We start from the raw sequence: 20,677 nt of genomic DNA, 5'->3' as shown, positions 1-20,677 counted from the left end.
AGCTTATGCGTGTACTTCTTGTTTTGGTTCGTAGCGTAAGACCGGTTTTCGAGCAGCAAGTGTCTCGTCCATCCGTTTGACGACCGTCGTGTGTGGTGCATTTAAGACGACATCTGGTGTCTCTTCGACCTCTTTTGCAATCTGGAGCATCGCATCACAAAAGGCATCGAGTGTTTCTTTTGACTCTGTTTCCGTCGGTTCGATCATGATACACTCCTCGACGTTCAACGGGAAGTAGATCGTTGGTGGATGGTATCCAAAGTCAAGCAGACGTTTAGCGATATCAAGCGTCCGGACACCTAGTGCTTTTTGACGTTTACCCGACAAGACGAATTCGTGCTTGCAATAGACGTCGTATGGCGCGTCATACGCACCTTTGAGACGAGCCAACATATAGTTCGCATTCAAGACCGCTTCTTTCGAGACGCGAGCGAGACCTGCCCCACCCATCGTCCGAATATAGCTATAGGCACGAACGTTGATGCCGAAGTTACCGTAGAATGGTTTGACGCGACCGATTGCTTCCGGACGATCGTAATCGAGGACATAACGCTCTTCTTCTTTGCGGACGATTGGTTTCGGTAAATACGGAATCAAATCTTGTTTGACCCCTACTGGACCCGACCCTGGTCCGCCGCCACCGTGCGGTCCTGTGAACGTCTTATGCAAGTTCAAGTGAACGACATCAAAGCCCATGTCCCCTGGACGAGCAATGCCCATGATCGCATTCGAGTTCGCACCATCATAATAGAGTTTTCCACCTGCTTCGTGAACCGCTTTTGCGATTTCGACGATATCCGACTCAAACAGACCGAGCGTGTTTGGATTCGTCAACATGAGTGCCGCTGTATCGTCACCGACTTTTTTCTTTAAGTCTGCTAGATCAACGAGACCACGTTCATCCGATAAGACCGTCACGGTATCAAATCCAGCGACTGATGCCGATGCCGGGTTTGTTCCGTGCGCGGAGTCCGGTACGAGGACTTTCGTCCGTTTAAAGTCACCGCGTGCATGATGGTAGGCCTTAATCAGCATCAAGCCTGTCCATTCACCGTGTGCTCCCGCCGCCGGCTGGAGCGTCACTTCATCCATTCCTGTGATGACTGCGAGTTTTTCTTGCAGATCATACATTAAACCGAGTGCCCCTTGGACACTTTCGACTGGTTGAAGCGGGTGAATGTGTGCAAACCCAGGGAGGCGTGCCATATCTTCATTAATTTTCGGGTTGTATTTCATCGTACATGACCCGAGTGGATAGAATCCAGAATCCACACCATGGTTACGGTTCGAGAGTGCCGTGTAGTGACGGACGAGATCCAGTTCAGATACTTCCGGTAGCGCCACGTCTTCCTTCCGTAACATCGAAGCCGGTAACAATTCTTCTACTGCCACCTCATCGACAGTCGGTAACGGTAAGCTAAAGGCGATACGACCCGGTTTAGAAATTTCAAAGATCAATGTTTGCTCATTCATGTGTGAGTCCCCCTAACGCTGTCACGAATTGATCCAACTCTTCATTCGTCCGTAATTCCGTTGCACAAACAAGCATTTCATTTTGACGTGCCGCGTCATACGATCCTAACGGCAAACCGCCGATGATCCCGTGATCGAGCAATTGTTGACTCGCACGTGTTGCATCGATCGGTAGCGTAACGACGAATTCATTGAAGCTCGGTCCATCGTCAACGATCGTAAAGCCAGCCTGTTTCAGCTTTTGTTTTAAGGCATGTGCCGTTTGCAAGTTGCGTGTCGCGAGTTCCCGGATACCCCGTTTTCCGAGTGCACTCATCGCGATCGAAGCAGCGAGTGCATTCAACGCTTGGTTCGAACAAATGTTAGATGTCGCCTTGTCACGGCGAATGTGTTGTTCACGTGCTTGTAACGTCAGAACGAAACCGCGTTTCCCATTCTCATCGACGGTCTGCCCAACGAGACGTCCCGGAATCTTACGCATCAACGCTTTTGTCGTCGTGAAATAACCACACGTCGGTCCACCAAAACTTTGTGGAATTCCGAACGGTTGGCAGTCTCCGATCGTTATGTCAGCGCCAAGTTTACCTGGTGCTTCTAAGATACCGAGTGCCAGTGGATTCGCAGAGACGATGAACAGCGCACCACGAGCATGAGTCGCATCGGCCAATGCTTGTAGTTCTTCGACACGACCGTAGAAGTTCGGATACTGCACGATGACACAGGCGACGTCTTCGATGGCATCGAGTTGATCGATCCGTGTGACACCTTGCTCAAGCGCCAACGTCTCGACGTTTAGTCCTGGACCGTTCGCATACGTCCGAACGACATCGTGTGCCTCCGGGTGAACGCCGTCTGAAAGAACGATCGTCTTTTTCTTCGTATGGGCACAAGCAAGCATAGCCGCTTCCGCTAACGCCGTGATACCGTCATACATCGACGAGTTCGCGACATCCATCCCTGTCAATTCACAAATCATCGATTGGAATTCAAAAATCGCTTGTAGTTCACCTTGCGAAATCTCTGGCTGATACGGTGTATAGGCAGTGTAAAACTCTGAGCGCAGTAACATATGATTGACGACAGCAGGTGCATAGTGATCATAGATGCCTGCGCCAAGGAACGATGAATATTGTTTCGTATTCATGTTTTGGTCGGCAAGCTTCGATAGCGTCCGAATCAAGTCCGTTTCCGGAAGTGGCACACCGACTTCTTCCAATGTACCGTTATCACGGACGGATGCCGGGATATCAGCGAGTAAATCTTCGATCGATGCTGCACCGATCGTCTGTAACATCGCCTGCTCATCTTCTGCTGTCATTGGTAAATAACGAAAATCCATAGAAATATCCCCCTTATTTCGTGCGACGATAAAACGGTGTCGCTGTTCGTTTCGTTGCTAAACGTTTTCCGCGTACTTCCACTTCAAATTGCTCTTGTTCCGCTACTTCTGCAGGAACGAGTGCCCAAGCAATCGCTTTTCCGACTGTCGGCGGCAACGTACCTGTCGTCACCACACCAACGACTTCCCCGTCGTGCCAAACCGGTGCATCTTGACGCGCAATCCCTTTATCGAGTAATTCAAGACCGATCAAGCGTCGCGGTGCTCCTTGTTCTTTCTGTTGCAACAAGACTTCCGAACCGACGAACGGTTTGACTTGTGGTTTGACCGCAAAGCCCATTCCCGCTTCGATTGGTGAAATCGTTGCTGATAATTCATGTCCATAAAGTGGAAGACATGCCTCAAAACGTAATGTGTCACGTGCCCCGAGCCCGCATGGTACGACACCTTGCTCAAGCAGTGCTTGCCAGACAGCAGGTGCGTCACCAGCTGCCATGTAGAGTTCGAACCCATCTTCCCCTGTGTACCCACTGCGTGAGACGATCATTTCCACTCCTGCAACCGTCCCACGTTGGAACTTGAAAAATCCGATCTCTGATAAGACAAGTGGTGTCATGCCGGAAAGGATGGCTTCCGCACGTGGTCCTTGGACCGCAATTTGACCATATTGTTCCGATTGATTCTCAAGCGTGACGTCTCCTGTTAGATAGTGACGTAAATGTTGTTCGTCTTTTTCAATGTTCGAAGCATTGACGACGAGAAGATAGTCCGTTTCTGCCAAACGATAGACGAGTAAATCATCCACTGTCCCACCGTCTTCTTGGCATAAGACGTTATATTGCGCTTGCCCCACCGCAATCTTCGAAATATCGTTCGATAATGTAGCTTGTAAAAACGTCAGAGCATCCGGTCCGCTGACGAACAGTTCTCCCATGTGCGAGACATCGAACATGCCGACGTTCTCCCTTACTGCAACGTGTTCTTCTTTAATCGAGGAAAACAAAACTGGCATTTCAAATCCCGCAAAATCCACCATCTTACCGGTTTGCGAAACCGTCTCGAATAACGGTGTTCTTTTCAATGTCGTTTGACTCATACAAATCCCCCTATTTACGAACGTTTTCGCTCTCTCTTCTCTTTAATGTTCCATTTTCAAATCCATCTTACCAATTAAAATCATAATTATCTAGTATTATTCGGAAAAAGGAACATACGAAAAAGAGAGAAAGGACCCTGTCCCTTCTCTCCTATTGTTTCATATTCTTCCCATGAAAGCCATTTCAAAATTGTTTGATTCCGGCAGTTCGTTTGATTTCCTCCTGGAGTCGACGACCTTCCGTCACCAATTGGCTCGCTCCTTGCTTCACACGATTTCCTTCTTCAGTGATTCGATTGATATTCCCTTTGATTTGATCGATTCGCTGCGTCGTATGATCAATGTTCGTCTGCAAGGTTTGCTGACGAATCGTAAAGCGCTCCATCAGTTGTTTTAACTGCCGAATATCCTGAGACAGCTTCTTTTTGTAAAGACTGAATCCGAACAACACGAGTCCTATGATAGCCAATAAAATAATACCTAACGTAATCCAAATCATGACTTCTCCTCCAATACAGTTTCAATCGCACGCGTTAATTCTTCGATTGATGCCGTTCCTTCAAGTCGGACAGTAGCTACTCCAGCATATAAGGAATAGCGACGTTCAAACAATCGTCTCACTTGTTCCCGTTCTGTCACGAGTGGACGATTCGGATCAGCGGCGATACGTTCCCAAATCAAATCAAAGGGTGTATCGATCCAGACGACTGTTCCGGACTCCTGCATGTACAGTCGGTTCTCTTCCCGTTCGACGATCCCGCCACCCGTGACAACCACTTCCGCATTGCTACTCTTCAACAATTCGCTTTCATGTGTACGAAACCCTGCTTCGCCATGCTCAGCGAAAAAAGCGGTAATCGTTTGTCCATGTTCCTGTTTGAACCGTTCATCCAGTTCGTCGACCTCGTATTGTGAACCCAATCGATGTCCGACAGCTGTTTTACCAGTTCCCATAAACCCAATCAAATAAACCTTACTCATGTGTGACGACCGCCTCGATTCTTTGACCATTCTCTAATCTCGCTTCCATTTTAAAGCCTTTATCGGTCGCTGTACAGCTGACTTGTCCGATTGGGTAGCGGAGGGTCTCGTCCTTCGTACAATCTGCTTTCGCCGCTCGAATGAGAGACTCGAGTTGAAGGGCTTCTTGCTCTAACTGATGATGCCGCATCTCTTCGTCAATTTGCTGACAAGAAATCAAGAGTACGACTCCCATTCCTAGAAGTAACAGTAACGTTTGAATCAAGATGAATCCTTCCTGACGCATCGGAAGGAACGTCTGCTGTCGTTCAACTGAATCGAGAGAATCTCGGCATCCCCTGTCACGGTATATTGTTTGACATCGCGGGCGTATGTCAGTTCACCTCCCTGTTCTTTCTTGAGACGTAGTTGATCTTGCACACGGACGAGACGCCACTTTTCAGCTGTCTCTCCCGGATTGACGTCCATTCCACGAATCTCGTCTCCGAGGCGCTCACACATCGTACTGCGCCACATCAGTCGTTCCACGGTATGAAAGAACAATTCTTCATTCATTCGGTTGACTTCCGGCGGACGAACGAGTGGGGTCAGTGTCAAGATTGCCAGCAGAAGAAGTGGGCTCAGCCATAGGACGAATGACAGTTCGAGAAGGGTCATTCCGGATTCCGCTCGCAAGACACATCGTTTCATTGCACCACGCTCCTTGTTTCAGGACATAGGACGCTGTTCGGTTTTCAACTTGATCCGTAGCCATCTGCTCAAGCTGTTCCGTCTCTTGTTCCCATTTCATTTGTTTCGTCCGTAAATCGAGATAAGGATCAATCGCTAACATCATGAAGATACCGATTGCAACGATAGAAAGCATTACTTCAAGCAAAGAGAAGCCCGCTTGGCGTTCGTTCTGCATACTTCTCACCTCACTTTACGGATTGCCATTTGATAATTCCCAAGTAAGAATTTGATTTCATATTCGGCTGTTGCCGAACGGCAAGACCAGGTCGCTGCATAGATCGAGTGATAGCTTTTAAAATAGATGATGCGATTCGAGGGCGGAACGGTACACGTATGACCATTTTGGAATGTCCGTTGCCATAACAACCGGTCATCCGCAAGGACAAGGTATCCTGTACCGTCTCCTCGAAATCGAAACTGCATCAATGCTTGATCTTGCTTTGAGTACTGCATGAGTCGAAGTGTCTGAATATCTTGTTCCATCAGACGAACCTCTTGTTCAAGCGGAATCCAGTCCGGTCGTTTTTCAAACAGTGCCGGCAACAAAAAAACAAGTAAACAAGCAATGATTGTCAGCACCGCCGTCATCTCAAATAAGGTAAAACCTTGTTCACTTCGTAAGTTCGCCAGTCTTCGGATCATACGTATACGTCTCCTGATCACAGACGAGGGCATTCGGTTTATCAGCTGTTCCGCGGTTGATCGTCTGGAGCGATTCCGGATACTTCTTTTCTTTCGCATAATACAAATTAACCTCCGAGCGAATGACGCGAATGTTCGCCTCACAACTGACACCTTTCGCCTGGTCCTTTCCACTTGTCATCGTTGGAATCAAAACGAGTAGTAACAATGAAATGATCAATAAGACGGCTGCCATCTCAAGTAAGGTGAATCCGTCTTGTCGTTTTAAGAATTGTTTCATCGTATCGTCTCCTCTGTTTAGAATGGAAGCTGCTGTATCGCTAGCTGAATCGGATAATACAAGATGAGAAACAACGTTCCCGTCATGATCGTCAATCCACCGTACAAAATCGGCTCGATCCATAACAACTTTTTCTCTAGTTCCTCTTCCATCGACTCATGCAAGAGTGTCGCTTGTTCAAGCAACAACGGACCAAGATCGCCACTTTCCCGCGCCAAATGGACGATCCCAATCGTCTCGGCTTCGATGATTTCATCTTCGCCAAGCGCTTCTGCAAGTGGTTCCCCTGCCTGTTGTTTAGCATGTAGACGAGCGTACAAATGTCCTTTTTTATTCGCTTGTCCTTGCTCGAGGTGACGAAAGGTCTCTTCAAGCGAGAAGCCAGCATCGATGAACGATCCTACTTCGATCGTGAATAAATAGCTGTAGTAGAGACGAATCAAACGCTGTAACGGTTTCAGTCGTAAAATACGGTTTAACGGAAAGAAGCGAAAAAAGAGGTAACCGGAGGTTAACAAAATAACGGGAATACTTGCGAGCAGATATTTCGCAGAGGGGTGAAGAAGGAGATGCAGAAATGAGGGGAGAGTCTTCGGGTCCGACATCTCAAGGAGAGACGGAAATACGTAGAGGGCGTAAAAGAAGAACAGGAGGAATAGACTAGTCGCTAGAACAAGCGGATACCGGATCATCTTCCAAAACTTCGATCGCATTTCTGTTTCGAGGTCGAGCAGTTTCACGATTTGGCGAAGGACGAGCAACGGTCGTTCTGTCCTTTCTCCAACAAAAAGAAGTCGTTTTAAAGTATTCGTTAACGCAAGCGGTTCAAGCGATGCTGAAAAGGAGTCTCCTTTTTCAAGACAGCGTTCCATTTCTCCGACTACTTCCGCGAACGGCTGACGCTCGAATCGTTTTAAAATGAGTAACGTCTCTTTCGCGGAAATGCCTTTTGATAACAAGCGATGATATCGTTTTAAGAACCGACTTTGATCGCGGCTTGTAAGTTTCTGACGGTACAGCGGACATCCTCTCCTTTTCGCTCGAGATGAATGATGCGTTGACAGACAGCCAGTTCTGACTCTTCGATACCTAAACTGCGCAATCGCAATCGCGCCTCATCAATACTTCCAGCGTGTAACGTAAACAACACGACGTGACCACTAAGTGCGGCATTCATCGTCAAACGTGCTGCCTCTCTCGTCCGCACCTCACCAAAAGCAATCCAATCCGGATCCGCTCGCAATATTTCTTCAAAACATCGCGTAGCAGTGAACCCTGCTTTTTCATTTAGTTCCAGTTGCAAGACGTTTGGTACCGTACACTCCACCGGATCTTCAATCGAGATGATTCGTTTTTCTTCCATCGCACTCATCAAGGAATATAACATCGTCGTCTTTCCTGCGCCTGTCGATCCAGAAATGACGATACACCCGTGTCGTTGTTCAGCTAACCAAGCGAAGTCCAATTGATCGTGTAACGTTCGTAAAGCCGTTTCTTGAGAGACCGTCGAACGATAAAATCGCCACGACATTGCATCTCCTTGTCGACTCGGTAACAACGAGACGCGCATGCCCTTTTTCCCGTGCGGATACAAACCACTTTGCGGAATCCGCTCGTTCTGTTCCTTTAAGTTCGCCTCATAGCGGACATGACTGACAAGTGTCCGGTAACGCGTGAGTTCTACCTCTTCTTGTTCACACAAACCGTCACCTGTTCGACAAACGATTCGGACGCAAGCTTCATTCGGCACGAAATGAACATCTGTTGCACCAAGTGATTCGAATCGTTCCATGAGTTGTGTCGTCCATTCCTTCATTTCTCTTCACCTCCTTACCGCAAACAATACACAAAAAAAAGAAGCCGACCAAACCGGCTTCTTTACGATACGTGTGCAATTGTCCGATGTTTACGCTTCGCCAATGTCTCAAGACCTGGTTTATCGTATCCGATAACAAGTTGTTTTCCATCAGTGATGATTGGACGGCGTAATAATTTCGGATTGTCACTCATGAGGCGTAATAACTCACTGAGTTTCATGTCTTCAATATCAATGCCGAGATCTTTGAAGGCTTGACTGCGTGTTGCGAGCAAACTTTCAATCCCATCCGTCGATAATTTCAACAGTTCCATGAGTTCATCAACTGTTGGAGCATTTCTGAACAGATGACGTTCCTCTACATCAACATGTTCCTCTTTTAACCATGATTTCGTTTTACGACATGATGTACAACTTGGATATGTGAAAAAGACTAGTTCATTCGTCATTTTTGCTCCTCCTCTCAAAGTGTGGGGTTTCATTACAGTTACTATAGCATGCCATTTTGACCTTGTACATCTTTTGTACAACTATTGTACAACTTTTTTTGAAACTTCATCTTTTGTTCACAGTTATTACTTAACAATCACTAGAACAGGATAGACGAATGATTGTTTGCTTGGTAAAATAAGTACGTATATTGACTATCTGTCGGATTTAGGGGGTTATAGGAATGGGGAGAATGTACCGCGTACTCGGTTTCTGGACTGGTATTATCGCAGTCATGGCATTTATCGGCGCATTGGGTGGCGATGCAAGCTCAAGTGAGCATACGGATTCATTTTTAGTCATGGGCTTCGTCTTCTTAGCACAAACTGTCTTTTTTGCAGCGCTTGGTTACTTGCGCTTAACTGAAAAAACGTATGTCTATATCTTTGGAGCTTACTTAACTGTATTTTTCATCGTCTTTACGTACTGGTCAAACTTCCAGATGTAATGAAAAAAACTCGTCATCCTTTCGGATGGCGAGTTTTTTTGTCAGAGGAATGGATTCGATTTCATCTCTTGACGAATCGTTGTACTCGGACCGTGCCCTGGATAGACCGTCGTATCTGCTGGTAATTCCGCGATGATTCGATCGAGCGAACGCATCAGCACGTCTTGATCCCCACCATAGAGATCCGTTCGTCCGACGCCTTTCTGGAACAAAAGATCTCCACCGAACGCGATTCGCTCTCCTTTAAAGTAGAACGTCACACTTCCTGGTGAGTGCCCTGGCGTCTCAAGAACATGCATCGAAAAGCTACCGATCGTCAATCGTCCTGGTTGCAACAGATGATCTGCTGGTTTCATCCGCATCGGCGGCATACCGAATTTTGCTGAACCATTCCATTCCGGATTACCGAGCCAACCTGCTTCTTCCGTATGGACATACACCGGTGCTTCCGTGAAGCGCCGTAACATATCGACACCTCCGATGTGGTCAAAATGGGCATGCGTCAGGAGAATTCCTTTTAAGGTAGCTCCTCGACTTTCAATTTCATCGAAAAAACGCATATCCTCCGTTCCCGGATCAATGACGAGACATTCTTTGTCCTTAAATAACAAATAACCATTCTCAGATGCCATACCAGAAGTGATCATTACGATTTCCATTCTATAAAACCCCTTTGCAATAGACTCTTTCCCTACTATACACGAAATTGTCGAAAGTTCCTGCAACGTCCTCTCGACTTTATCCCGCGAGTCGGATAAACTAAAAAGTGAGATTTAAGTGAAATCTTCGTGAAATTCATAACGTGATTGTTTAAGGGGGAGTACGTCATGCATTTGGATCAACCAATCGGTTGGCTTTTCTTCTTCGTCGCACTCGTCGGCGTTTGGGCCGTCGTTCGTTCACTTAAGAAACGCCAAATGTTTCCACTCGTATTCGCAGGTCTGACTGTCGTCTTATTCGGCTGGTTCGGGATTGCGACATTGATTTACGGCGGTATTCCATCGTAATCAAGATACGCTAAAAAGAGAGAGGCCTCGTGCATCTCTCTTTTTAGTTGTCTTTCTACAAAAAAAAAACGAATCCACTCGAAAGTAGATTCGTTTTCCTCATCTTATTTTGAAGTTTGAAGGAAACGGAGCAAGTCACCATAGATGACTTTATCTGAAAGACCTAATTCTTTCTCAGATTGCTTCGTAGATTGTTTACACATCTCCGCTAGCTCACCGTCTTTCACTTCTTCACCAGTCTGACGATCATAACATGTTTCCTGCGTATAGACCGTCTTATCTGTTACAACAGAGCCATCGCGGAACAGCGCATAATCCTTGTGCTGCTTCGAGAAGAGATCGGTACCGAACAACACTTCATTCTTGAAATCTTGTCCTAACAGATGAAGCAATGTCGGTTTAATGTCGATTTGACTCGCGACGTCTTCATGTTTGACACCTTTCGTTTGACCCGGTAAATGGATTACGAACGGCACACGTTGCAATTGTGCGACATCATACGGCGTCAACTCATCTTTGTTCATAAGTTCTGCCATCGCGGCATTATGGTTCGTCGAGATACCATAGTGGTCGCCATAGACCATGAAGATCGTGTCATCCCACGTACCATCTTTTTTCAGACCCTCGATGAATTTACCGAGTGCCATATCTTGATACGCTAGTGCCTGAACGTAGTGGTTCAGCGTTGTAGAACTTGTCTCAAGCGGTGGTACAAGTTCATCTTCTGGTTTTGGCATCTCAAATGGATAGTGGTTCGTCAATGTGATGAACTTCGAATAGAACGGACGTGGTAAATCTTTCAACATCGGCAATGACTGTTCAAAGAATTTATCATCGAGCAAGCCCCACTCCGTCAAATCTGCTGGATCCCCTAAGTCATAATCCGTCTCTGAGAAGAAACGATCGACGCCAAAGCTATTGTAGACGATGTCTCGGTTCCAGAACGATTTGTTGTTCGCATGGAAAACAGCTGAATAATAGCCATCTTCTTTCAACATTTCAGGAGTTGCCCGGAATTCGTTTTCTCCGTTCGTAAAGAATGCTGCACCGCGTCCAAGTGGATAGATCGAGTTCTCAAGAATGAACTCAGCATCTGCCGTTTTCCCTTGTCCTGTATTGTGATAGAAGTTATCCCATGAATGCGATTCCTTAATCAACTTATTCAGGTTCGGTGTAATCTCTTGTCCGTTTGGTGCCTTTAATCCAACTGCAAAGGATTGTGCCGACTCAAAGGAAACGACGATGACGTTTTTTCCTTTGTACTTTCCAAACATAGCTGGGTTCGGTTCAGCATGTTTTGAATCAATGAAGCTTTGAACTTCCGACAGTTCAGAACTGTCCGCGAGTGCTTTTTGCGCAGATGTCTTCGACTGAATGAGTGCGTCATACATATGGAAGTTAAATGTTCCGATGTTTTTAACAAGCAATTCTCGGTCAAAGGCACGTGTGAGCAATTCTGGACGTTCTGTTTCAGCCAGCGTCAAGTTTCCAAGGAAAACGACAACTGCTGCAACGAATGCGAGAATCGCGCGTCCACGTGACGCAACATTTTTTGACATGTCCATTTTCCGTAAGAAGAACGGTAAGATGATCAAGTCACCGACGATCAATAAATCGGACCAGTTTAAAAGTGAACCGAGCGATGCAGAAATGGTCTCTGCATTTGATGTTTGGAACAATACCGGCAACGTCAGGTAGTCATTAAAGAAGCGGAAGAAAATGATGTCCGCATATAAAATAAGTGTCGCGACGAACAATGTGCCGTAGATGAACCATTTTTGAACATTTCCTCGGAAGAAGAAGCTAAACCCAAACATGAAGAGCGCTGAACTAATTGGGTTAATTAGTAGAATGAATGCTTGCGCAGAGTTTGTTACGGGAACGTTGAAGAAAAGTGTATACGCTAAATACGTTTTTAACCAAATCAATAAGGTCGCAATCCAAAAGAGCTTGTGCTCTTTATAGGTGCTGCGAACGCCTTGACCCATCTTTAGGCGCATTCGCGACCAGATGTTTGCGTCTTGCTGCATAAAAACCTGCCTCCTAATTTACATGTGCTTTCTGCTTTCAGTTCACACAACTTACATCATAATTTACATATACCCATATCACGTGAAAATTTTACGCTTAGTTTTACAAAAATGCAACTGGAATCCGGAAGATACTTAACAATCACATAATTACTGTACGTTTGTAAACAAAAAAAAGATTCGCCGAAGCGAACCTTTTACTGAAATTGAATATTATTATTTTTTGAGAAACATCTGCTTCGCAAGCCATGCACAGCCGATGACTCCGGCATCGTTTCCAAGCTCGGCAATCTTGAACGTCGTCGATCCGAAAACCCGTGGTAAAGCGAAGCGTTCGAACTGTTGACGGAGTGGTGCAAGCAATGTCTCGCCCGCTTTTGAGACACCACCACCGATGACGATGATTTCCGGGTTGATACTGTTTGCTAAGTTGGAGATGGCAAGACCGAGGTAGAACGTCACTTCTTCTACGACTTCCGTGGCGATCCGGTCTCCTTTCTCATACGCTTCGAATACGTCTTTCGCCGTCACTGCCTTGATGTCGTTGAGTAATGTTTCCTTCCCTTTGCGCTTCTCAAGACCAAGACGGGCAATCCCTGTTGCTGACGCGATCGTCTCAAGACATCCTTTGCGACCACATCCACATAGGACGCCACCTTCAGGCAACATCGTGATATGACCGATTTCTCCAGCCATTCCGACTGTACCATGCACGATTTGTCCGTTCGTGATCAGACCACCACCGACACCCGTACCGAGCGTGACCGCAAGGAGTTCGGTTGCCCCACTACCGGCACCTTTCCACATCTCACCGATTGCCGCTGCGTTCGCATCATTTTCAATAACAGCCGGTAAACCCGTCAAACGTTCGAATTCACCGATGAGTTCAAAGTTATTCCAACCGATATTGACCGCTTTCTCAACGACACCTGTATTGAAATCAATGAATCCCGGCGCACCGATGCCCGCTCCGACGAAATCTTCTGGTCGTTTATTGCTCTCTTGACACTTCTCAAAGAAGGATTTTGCGATATCTCCAGGAATTTGTACGCCATCATTCAAAATGACCGTCTCGATTTCCCACTTTTCTACGATGATCCCTTGCAAATCCAAAATTGCCATCTTGACTGTCGTTCCGCCGATATCAATGCCGAGTAACCATTTCATTGCTTCGTCTCCCCTATACTCATATAATGTCTGCTTCCTCATTTTACCGGACATAACCCGTTTGCGCAAAGGGTTGCACAATCTTAAATGTCATCGGATTGTGAACGCTTTAATTCATGTCGCAAGATTAGTTTTGCTGAATCGTACTGTCGTTGTTCCAAAACGCCTGCTTCTTGTAGTTCATCGAGTTCAAGCATCATCATCGCGATATCGGACGCTCGATCCCCAAGATAGATGAATGTCCCGTATGTCTTGAGTAACTGCTGTACGTCATACAGTGTCTTCATCGACCATCGGCTCCTTTACATAGGCATGTAGCAAATCATACGTCGCTTGTAACGACGTCTCATGCGTACGTTCGTACGAATGACTCGATTCGATTCCCGGACCGAACAATCCGTGCCGGACGTCGTGGCCCGCACTTACTGCTGCCGAGGCATCCGAGCTATAGAACGGATAGATATCAACTTTATATGGAATGCTATTACGTTGTGCTAAGCGTGTTAACTGGTGGCGTAAAGCTAAGTCATACGGACCAGAACCATCTTTGGCACAAATAGAGACTGTGAATTCATCGGAGTGTTGCCCCTCTCCTAGTGCTCCCATGTCGACCGCGATGTATTCTGCGACTTCTTCCGTGAATCCAGCATTTCCACCGAATCCGACTTCTTCGTAATTTGAAATCAGGATTTGGACCGTGTGTGGTAGCTCGATTGTTTTCCATTCCTTGATCAATTCAAGCAACAAAGCAACAGATGCTTTATCATCGAGATGGCGCGACTTCACGAATCCTGTTTCCGTATAGAGGAATCGCGGATCAAACGTTACGATGTCTCCTACTTCAATCCCCGCGACGCGCGTCTCTTCTGCTGTCGTCGAACGGATATCGAGCCGTACTTCGATATTATCAGCGGATCGTTCCGTTTTGTTCGTCTCGCGCGACGTATGAACACTCGAATGGTGGAACACGATCGTACCTGAAATCGTTTGACCGTCCATCTTGTGAATGAGACAGTTCTCACCTTCGATCGCTGTCCAAGCATATCCCCCCAGTTGTGATAAACGAAGTCGTCCTGTTGGTAAAATTTCTTTCACCATCGCTCCTAGTGTGTCGACGTGTGCCGTCAGTAACCGCGTGCGCGTTGAAGCACCAGGTAGTGTCGCTAAAATCGCTCCTTTTTCAAGCTTTCGATACGTGATCCCTTCTGCTACCAATCGTTTTTCTACATATGTAATAGCTTCTTTTGTCGAACCTGTTGGACTCGGAATCGAGACAAGCTCTTCAATCGTACGTATGACTTCTTTCATGTTCATTCGCTCCCTTTCAATCGGACTACGACGTGACATCCGCTTTGTTCTCATGATAACAAATATTCATTCTTTGCCGATACTGATATCCTACGGATACCATGCGAAAAAGCTGTAGCGCTTTTTTGCTACAGCTTCTTTCCACACCATCTCAAGAACTTAGACGTACTTCTTCATCCAAATATCATCACGATATGTGCCGTCTTCTAATTTTACGGAATCTGGATCTTCGGCATATACTTCAAAACCGAGCGACTCATAAAGATTTTGTGCGGCTTCGTTCCCTGATAAAACGGCAAGAATGACTTGCTCGACGTCCGGTAACTTCTTCGCTTCCTCGATTAAGGCTTCCATCAGAGCGCGACCAGTACCCCCACGATATTCAGGTGATACGTATACTCCGGAAATCATCGCTTTATGCGATTCACGTGACAATTCATATGGTTTGACCTGACCAAACCCAAACAATGTATCACCGTCGAACATACCAAGCCAAACCTCATCGGAGTCGGGTTCTCCCTCAAGTCCTTCTTGTACTTCGCGGAGCGGGGTTTGCTGTTCATCATCAAACGAATGACCGAATGCATCTGGATGATTTTTTAATCCCTCAAGGCGTAGATTCCAGTATTGTTCTGCATCCTCTTTAGTTAGTTTTCGAAAAGTATACATGACTGTCGGTTCTCTCCTTTTTGGGTATCATGACGTACAAAAAATGACGTAAAAACCCTTCTATCTCTTACTTAACCCTTTTCTAGTAAAATAAAACCTAGATTTTTCTCTTTTTACTACCGGACGAATAGATGTAATTATTAACGTGTTTGTTCTCCACATCAAAAAAACTCAAGTGTGGACAATATGAAGCAGGTCCGACACTTGAGTTTTTTGCTACTTTATTTCGTAACACCTTCATCATGATTCGTACGATTATCCTTGTAAGACGGGTTCAAGCGTCTGACGCAATACATCAGCAGAATGATGGAATTTCTTCAACTCTTCATCCGTCAATGAGACTTCAATGATTTCACGCACACCTTGACGATTGATGATGGCAGGAACTCCAATATGGATACCGGAAATTCCATACTGACCATCGACATGCGCACCGACCGTCAACAGACAGTTCTCATTTCCGAGGATGGCACGAACGATCCGAACGAGCCCAAGCCCAATCGCATAATAGGTTGCCCCTTTGCGCTCGATAATATGATAAGCAGCATCTCGGACGTTGATGTAGATTTGATCAAGATCTGCTTGAGAATAACGATCGTCTTCAGCAAGTAGTTCATCAATCGTTTTTCCATAAATGCGGCTGTTACTCCAGGCAGCGAATTCCGTATCACCATGTTCGCCAAGAATATAGGCATGGGCATTTCGGGAATCAATGTGAAAGTATTCTCCGAGCATTTGACGCAGGCGCGCTGTATCAAGCACCGTTCCTGATCCAAATACGCGGGATTTCGGAAGACCAGAATATTTCCAGGCAAGATGCGCCATGATATCAACCGGATTAGAAGCCACGACGATGATACCATCAAAACCGGAATCCATGATTTGACGAATCATTTCTTTCATGATCAACGCATTCTTTGCAACGAGATCGAGTCTTGTCTCACCTGGTTTTTGTGGAGCGCCTGCCGTGATGACGACGACTTCCGCTTCGCGGCAGTCCGCGTAGTCTCCAGCCCATATTCGCATCGGTGAAGAGCTAAATGGTGTTCCGTGGTTTAAGTCCATTGCCTCGCCCTCTGCTTTGGCTTTGTTGACATCAATGATGACAAGTTCTTCACAAAGTCCAGCTGTTGACATCTGATAGGCAAAGCTTGAACCGACTGCACCAGCTCCAATGAGGGCTACTCGTGTCACTTTCGCATGTAATTCCATATCGTTATGTCCACCCTTCCATTCGTCCTAAAAGTTTGTTAACTATCTCACAAGTAAATTGTAACATCTTTCACATTATTTGTATCATGTGAAATTAATCACATTTGTCCATTTTGTGTCATTGATATCCTAACATAAGGAATTACATGCTCACATACTTTCCAGTTACCAAAATCGAACGATGATAAACCCGATTCCGCTTGCCAAACCACTCGTTAAGACATTGACAACATCATTCCCTAAAAATCGAATGCCTGAAACGTAAGCTGTCGGTTGACCATGGTGCTCTCGCTTTTCCGTGTATTCCCCACAAACCGTACATCGGTAAACGCGTTGCCCTACCGCTCCAAATAGTGTATCCAGTAGGCTCCCGAGTACACCGATGCTTGTTACGAGTAAGACGTGTCTTAAAGAAAGAGAAAATATCCAATGCGCTGCTACAGCGATGAACGCAGCTCCTGCGATCGTACCGATCGTTCCAATCAGCGACATCGCTCCACTCGTTCCTGCTGGTACCCGTCGTAACGTTTTGAGAGACCACGGATCACGTCTTGAGAGCGGTCCGATTTCAGATGCCCACGTATCAGCATTCGATGCTGCGATGACGAATAGAAATAACAAGAGATACGCAAAATCCATCGTCATGGCATACGCTAAGGCAGCAACGAACGCTACCCCTCCATTCGCAAGGACTTGCCATCCGTCACGCGCGCCGTCTTTCTCAACGATGGAGTCGACCGATTGTTTTCTAGATCGTCCGACCTTCGATAACAGACTCGAGCTACCAAAGAAGAGTAAGAGTACTACTAATCCTTGCCAACCGAATCCGAATGAGACACCACTACCGACGAGCAGGGTCATGATAGCACCACTTGTCGTCAATAAACGAAAAGATCGTCCGGTCCAAGCAAGCAATAGACAAAACAAAATGGTCGCGCTCAACATCGGATGACCTCTAATTCAGTGACGATCAAGTCAACGGGGATATCAAAGGCTTCCACTTCGAAATCTGGAAGAAGTTGTTCAGAAAAGGCAATCGATACTTTACATCCTGTATATGGCACGAGTGCACGATCGTAATAGCCTCCTCCCCATCCTAAACGATAGCCGTCCCGACGATAGGCGCGACCCGGAACGAGGCAAAGCTCTGCTTGATCAAGTGAGGCGCGACGTGCTGAAGCGATCGGTTCAGCAATCCCCATCTGATTTGCTTGCAGTTGATCTTCTGGTCCATGTTCATAAAAGACCATCTCGTCTCCGACTACTTTTGGTATCAAGACCGTCTTGCCCTCTTGCCACGCTTGTTCAATCAGCATTCTTGTATCACATTCATTTCGAAAAGCTAACGTGATCGCGACACAGGTCGCTTGTTGCCATTCAGGTAGTAACAAGACATGTTCGTGAATCAATCGTTCCTTTTCCGCACGGTTCTCCATCACATCTAGTCGTTCTTTGATCAGACGGCGTACTTCTTGTTTGTTCATAGTTGTCTTCCTTTCTACAAAAAAAGCCATCACACGAAGTGACGGCTTCCATCTCAATTATTTCACTTCACGGTGAAGTGTGTGCTTACGGAGACGTGGGTTGTATTTCTTCAACTCAAGACGCTCTGGGTTGTTACGCTTGTTCTTTTTAGTGATATAAGTACGGTCACCAGTTTCAGTGCAAGCTAATGTGATTTTAACGCGCATGGGATTCCCTCCTATCTAGCTCTCGATGTATCAAGTGATTTTGCTTTACATAAGGTTAAGCATACTCAAGTATCGTACCAAGAAAGAAAAGGAATTGCAACTGTTCATCCGTTCTTTTTCGGATTCGTCACGTGTTGATATGGTTTTTCAAGGTTCTCTTCAAAACGCAACGGCTTCTTTTCGACGTGATACTCTTGTTCCACCCCGTGACGTGACTCTTCTCGTTCTAGATAAACGATTGCTGATTGGCGCAACGCGTCTCCTTCAAGTCGTTTTAAAGCAACGACTAGACCGCCTGAACGATCAGGCGAACGCTCACTTTCGACATCGTAGACGTTACTGACGAGTGGCAACTCTTTGATCTTAGCGATGGCTTGGGCAGCTGATGCGGTCTCCATGTTGAAATTGTGGATGACTGCGAAATCAACGATCTTACTCAAGGCTTGCGCTTGACGTAAGAAGGCTAAGTTTAGAGCCGCCAATTGGTTATAAGTCTGAACGAGCGGTAGACCCGTCACTTGCACTCCGTAAACATGAACGCCCTCTTCAAATCGATACGCCTCTGGATGTTCCGTGACGACATAGACATTCTCACCAGCAGCAGCGAGCCGTCGAGCGAGCTCCGAGGCTGGTCGGTCTGACGCATCATATTGTCGGACGAACAATAAGATGGCGTCTGTATTCCAAGATTTCTCACGCTTCACTGCCACGTAGTAATCATGTGCTGTCAAGAAGACATCCGGTTCAATATCTGAATCTTGAAGGAAAGGATATTCGCGATATCGATCATCCAACCATTCCACCGTCAGCTCCTCAGCATCCAGGCGACGCTCCGTTTCTTCAAAACGTAGGATGTGCTCCCGGAAACGATTCGCAGCATATTGAGCTGTCGTCTGTCCATCGAGGATGAACGGCCAGTCGCTCGAGACAGCGAGGAGGTATTCTCGAATGAGTTGACGCTTTGCTTTGACAGTCAACGCATCTTGATGACGATTTCGGGCTACGACACCTGCTAGTCTCTTCTCAAGTTGATGGAGATGACGAATCATCCAGTCATTCCGTTCATTGATCCAGACTTCCGCGTAGCCTTTTCGTCCCCACGTTCCCATCGCGACATGTGCCGTGTCGATGTCTTGGAAGTGACGTTCGAGGAAGATCGCCGGTGAAATCGACTCAATTCCTTGATCTTCTAAACGTTCCATCGCTTTACCGAGGAAGTCGGGACCTTCAAACCACCAGTGACCGAACAATTCGGCATCAAATGGTGCTGTGACAAGGAATGGTGGGAAGTTTTGTCCTTGATGCGCATCTAAATGTTCACCGAGTGCTTGTGCGAAGTCTGCTGCGTGCTCACTTGTCCGTTGCCATGCCCAATCACGGACGTAATAGTCTTTTTGATCCGTTTCTCCTGTTACGCGATGTAATTTCAACCCTGTATCATAACGTAGTCCCTCTGGGTGCATGAACTCAGCGATTTGATCCCACTCTCGATCGTACGCAAGGTCACGATAAAACTCGCGGTAATCCGGATGACCCGGGTATCCGATGACAGAGCTCCAGATTTTTCCGGAAATGATTTGATCACGCGGGAAAAGTGCCACACCGTGCGGCGAATAGACGGGTGCTCCGATTCCGTGTTTCGGTGACGGATCCGCGTTTAAGATTGAATGTTCGTCAACGAATGTATAACGAATGCCCTCTTCGTACAAAATACGGTCAAGTCCTGGCGTATACCCACACTCTGGCATCCAAAGACCAGTTGGACGGAATCCGTAATGACGTTCAAAACAGTTCAATCCTGTCTGAATTTCAGAACGTGCCGCTTGTTCGGACAACATGTGCGGACTGAATCCGTGCGTCGCCGTACAGGTAATCAAATCAAGATAACCTTGCTCCTTGTAATGACGGAATGCGCGGTTCAAATCTTTTTCCCAGTGAAGGAACGTATTCAATAAGTCTTGATAACGGTCTTGATAGAAAAGAAGCGCATCTCGTTCCTTTTGAGCAAGCTCTCGTTTTAGTTCCTGGCGAATCAAACGTAACGTATCCTCGATATGCTCGATATACCGCTCTTGAATCAATGGATCGGCAAGCATCTCGATGACGGGTGGCGAAATGCTGACCGTCCAGCCGAGCGGACGTGACAAGCGATCGACCTCCCACAATAATGGGATGTAGGTTTCTGAAATCGCTTCATACATCCACCGTTCTTCTAGACGATGCGCCTCTTCATGACGGATATATGGTAAATGTGCATGTAAGACGAGTGAAAAATATCCTTTTCGCATAGCATCTCT

At 46.5% G+C, this 20,677-nt stretch carries 26 protein-coding genes; 2 read left to right on the top strand and 24 right to left on the bottom strand.

Annotated elements, in window-relative coordinates:
* Positions 1–3: 3 nt before the first annotated feature.
* The 13 genes from gcvPB to B4C70_RS08955 all read right to left on the bottom strand — a co-directional run bounded on the left by gcvPB (position 4) and on the right by B4C70_RS08955 (position 8,808).
* Positions 4–1,473 (bottom strand): aminomethyl-transferring glycine dehydrogenase subunit GcvPB, encoded by a 1,470-nt coding sequence (gene gcvPB, locus B4C70_RS09015; RefSeq protein WP_290778607.1) that lies wholly within the window; start codon positions 1,471–1,473, stop codon positions 4–6.
* The gene (gene gcvPA / locus B4C70_RS09010) at positions 1,466–2,812 is read right to left on the bottom strand and encodes an aminomethyl-transferring glycine dehydrogenase subunit GcvPA (RefSeq protein WP_290778604.1); all 1,347 of its coding nucleotides are present in this window, start codon (positions 2,810–2,812) and stop codon (positions 1,466–1,468) included. The genes gcvPB and gcvPA overlap by 8 nt, the downstream gene beginning before the upstream one ends.
* Before the next feature lie 13 nt (positions 2,813–2,825).
* Positions 2,826–3,908, bottom strand: coding sequence for a glycine cleavage system aminomethyltransferase GcvT (gene gcvT / locus B4C70_RS09005; RefSeq protein ID WP_290778602.1), 1,083 nt, complete (start codon positions 3,906–3,908; stop codon positions 2,826–2,828).
* 184 nt (positions 3,909–4,092) lie between these two features.
* Positions 4,093–4,407, bottom strand: coding sequence for a hypothetical protein (locus B4C70_RS09000; protein ID WP_023467565.1), 315 nt, complete (start codon positions 4,405–4,407; stop codon positions 4,093–4,095).
* The gene (locus B4C70_RS08995; RefSeq protein WP_290778599.1) at positions 4,404–4,889 is read right to left on the bottom strand and encodes a shikimate kinase; all 486 of its coding nucleotides are present in this window, start codon (positions 4,887–4,889) and stop codon (positions 4,404–4,406) included. Before B4C70_RS08995 ends, B4C70_RS09000 begins: the two co-directional genes overlap by 4 nt.
* The gene (locus B4C70_RS08990; RefSeq protein WP_231925701.1) at positions 4,882–5,154 is read right to left on the bottom strand and encodes a hypothetical protein; all 273 of its coding nucleotides are present in this window, start codon (positions 5,152–5,154) and stop codon (positions 4,882–4,884) included. The genes B4C70_RS08995 and B4C70_RS08990 overlap by 8 nt, the downstream gene beginning before the upstream one ends.
* A complete protein-coding gene (locus B4C70_RS08985) occupies positions 5,151–5,444 on the bottom strand; it encodes a hypothetical protein (protein ID WP_029341079.1) in 294 nt (97 codons plus the stop codon). The genes B4C70_RS08990 and B4C70_RS08985 overlap by 4 nt, the downstream gene beginning before the upstream one ends.
* Positions 5,437–5,796: a type II secretion system protein gene (locus B4C70_RS08980; protein ID WP_051656225.1), complete on the bottom strand. Its 360-nt coding sequence runs from the start codon at positions 5,794–5,796 to the stop codon at positions 5,437–5,439. Before B4C70_RS08980 ends, B4C70_RS08985 begins: the two co-directional genes overlap by 8 nt.
* Positions 5,797–5,801: 5 nt before the next feature.
* The gene (locus B4C70_RS08975; RefSeq protein ID WP_035398319.1) at positions 5,802–6,263 is read right to left on the bottom strand and encodes a prepilin-type N-terminal cleavage/methylation domain-containing protein; all 462 of its coding nucleotides are present in this window, start codon (positions 6,261–6,263) and stop codon (positions 5,802–5,804) included.
* Positions 6,232–6,543 carry a competence type IV pilus major pilin ComGC gene (locus tag B4C70_RS08970; RefSeq protein WP_023467559.1) on the bottom strand — a complete coding sequence of 104 codons (312 nt, stop codon included), beginning with the start codon at positions 6,541–6,543 and terminating at the stop codon, positions 6,232–6,234. Before B4C70_RS08970 ends, B4C70_RS08975 begins: the two co-directional genes overlap by 32 nt.
* Positions 6,544–6,560: 17 nt before the next feature.
* Positions 6,561–7,502 carry a type II secretion system F family protein gene (locus B4C70_RS08965; protein ID WP_290778589.1) on the bottom strand — a complete coding sequence of 314 codons (942 nt, stop codon included), beginning with the start codon at positions 7,500–7,502 and terminating at the stop codon, positions 6,561–6,563.
* 14 nt (positions 7,503–7,516) lie between these two features.
* Positions 7,517–8,359, bottom strand: a complete 843-nt coding sequence (locus tag B4C70_RS08960) for an ATPase, T2SS/T4P/T4SS family (RefSeq protein ID WP_149426967.1) — start codon at positions 8,357–8,359, stop codon at positions 7,517–7,519.
* Between the two features lie 62 nt (positions 8,360–8,421).
* On the bottom strand, positions 8,422–8,808 hold the full coding sequence (locus B4C70_RS08955; RefSeq protein WP_023467556.1) for a Spx/MgsR family RNA polymerase-binding regulatory protein: 387 nt from the start codon (positions 8,806–8,808) through the stop codon (positions 8,422–8,424).
* A gap of 224 nt (positions 8,809–9,032) precedes the next feature.
* Here B4C70_RS08955 and B4C70_RS08950 point away from each other — a divergent pair, with 224 nt between their 5' ends.
* A complete protein-coding gene (locus B4C70_RS08950) occupies positions 9,033–9,296 on the top strand; it encodes a DUF2626 family protein (RefSeq protein ID WP_023467555.1) in 264 nt (87 codons plus the stop codon).
* 41 nt (positions 9,297–9,337) lie between these two features.
* Here the strand turns inward: B4C70_RS08950 and B4C70_RS08945 are convergent, their stop codons facing one another.
* Positions 9,338–9,955, bottom strand: coding sequence for an MBL fold metallo-hydrolase (locus tag B4C70_RS08945; RefSeq protein WP_290778584.1), 618 nt, complete (start codon positions 9,953–9,955; stop codon positions 9,338–9,340).
* Between the two features lie 168 nt (positions 9,956–10,123).
* On the opposite strand from B4C70_RS08945, the gene B4C70_RS08940 reads away from it, so the two are divergent.
* Complete coding sequence (locus B4C70_RS08940) at positions 10,124–10,303, top strand: DUF2759 domain-containing protein (RefSeq protein ID WP_023467553.1); 180 nt, start codon at positions 10,124–10,126, stop codon at positions 10,301–10,303.
* 104 nt (positions 10,304–10,407) lie between these two features.
* Here B4C70_RS08940 and B4C70_RS08935 read toward each other — a convergent pair whose 3' ends face one another.
* From B4C70_RS08935 to B4C70_RS08890, 10 genes are all read right to left on the bottom strand, one after another.
* Positions 10,408–12,333 (bottom strand): LTA synthase family protein, encoded by a 1,926-nt coding sequence (locus B4C70_RS08935; protein WP_290778581.1) that lies wholly within the window; start codon positions 12,331–12,333, stop codon positions 10,408–10,410.
* A 216-nt stretch (positions 12,334–12,549) separates the two neighbouring features.
* The gene (locus B4C70_RS08930) at positions 12,550–13,500 is read right to left on the bottom strand and encodes an ROK family glucokinase (RefSeq protein WP_290778578.1); all 951 of its coding nucleotides are present in this window, start codon (positions 13,498–13,500) and stop codon (positions 12,550–12,552) included.
* 83 nt (positions 13,501–13,583) lie between these two features.
* On the bottom strand, positions 13,584–13,787 hold the full coding sequence (locus B4C70_RS08925; protein ID WP_238239173.1) for a YqgQ family protein: 204 nt from the start codon (positions 13,785–13,787) through the stop codon (positions 13,584–13,586).
* Positions 13,771–14,808: a M42 family metallopeptidase gene (locus tag B4C70_RS08920; RefSeq protein ID WP_029341070.1), complete on the bottom strand. Its 1,038-nt coding sequence runs from the start codon at positions 14,806–14,808 to the stop codon at positions 13,771–13,773. Before B4C70_RS08920 ends, B4C70_RS08925 begins: the two co-directional genes overlap by 17 nt.
* A 159-nt stretch (positions 14,809–14,967) precedes the next feature.
* On the bottom strand, positions 14,968–15,477 hold the full coding sequence (locus B4C70_RS08915) for a GNAT family N-acetyltransferase (protein WP_023467548.1): 510 nt from the start codon (positions 15,475–15,477) through the stop codon (positions 14,968–14,970).
* A gap of 255 nt (positions 15,478–15,732) precedes the next feature.
* Complete coding sequence (locus B4C70_RS08910) at positions 15,733–16,689, bottom strand: L-lactate dehydrogenase (RefSeq protein ID WP_029341069.1); 957 nt, start codon at positions 16,687–16,689, stop codon at positions 15,733–15,735.
* A 165-nt stretch (positions 16,690–16,854) separates the two neighbouring features.
* Entirely contained in the window at positions 16,855–17,634 is a 780-nt protein-coding gene (locus B4C70_RS08905; protein ID WP_290778569.1) for a DUF92 domain-containing protein, read from the bottom strand.
* On the bottom strand, positions 17,628–18,173 hold the full coding sequence (locus B4C70_RS08900) for a 5-formyltetrahydrofolate cyclo-ligase (RefSeq protein ID WP_029341067.1): 546 nt from the start codon (positions 18,171–18,173) through the stop codon (positions 17,628–17,630). Before B4C70_RS08900 ends, B4C70_RS08905 begins: the two co-directional genes overlap by 7 nt.
* A 57-nt stretch (positions 18,174–18,230) precedes the next feature.
* Positions 18,231–18,380, bottom strand: a complete 150-nt coding sequence (gene rpmG / locus B4C70_RS08895; protein WP_012369771.1) for a 50S ribosomal protein L33 — start codon at positions 18,378–18,380, stop codon at positions 18,231–18,233.
* Positions 18,381–18,484: 104 nt separating this feature from the next.
* Positions 18,485–20,668, bottom strand: a complete 2,184-nt coding sequence (locus tag B4C70_RS08890; protein WP_290778566.1) for a 1,4-alpha-glucan branching protein domain-containing protein — start codon at positions 20,666–20,668, stop codon at positions 18,485–18,487.
* Positions 20,669–20,677 lie beyond the last annotated feature (9 nt).

This window comes from Exiguobacterium sp. UBA5002, from assembly GCF_002396765.1.
In the GTDB taxonomy this organism is placed as follows: Bacteria; Bacillota; Bacilli; order Exiguobacteriales; family Exiguobacteriaceae; genus Exiguobacterium_A.
Note: the sequence above shows the minus strand (reverse complement) of the source record. Positions and strands in the feature narration are given on the sequence as shown.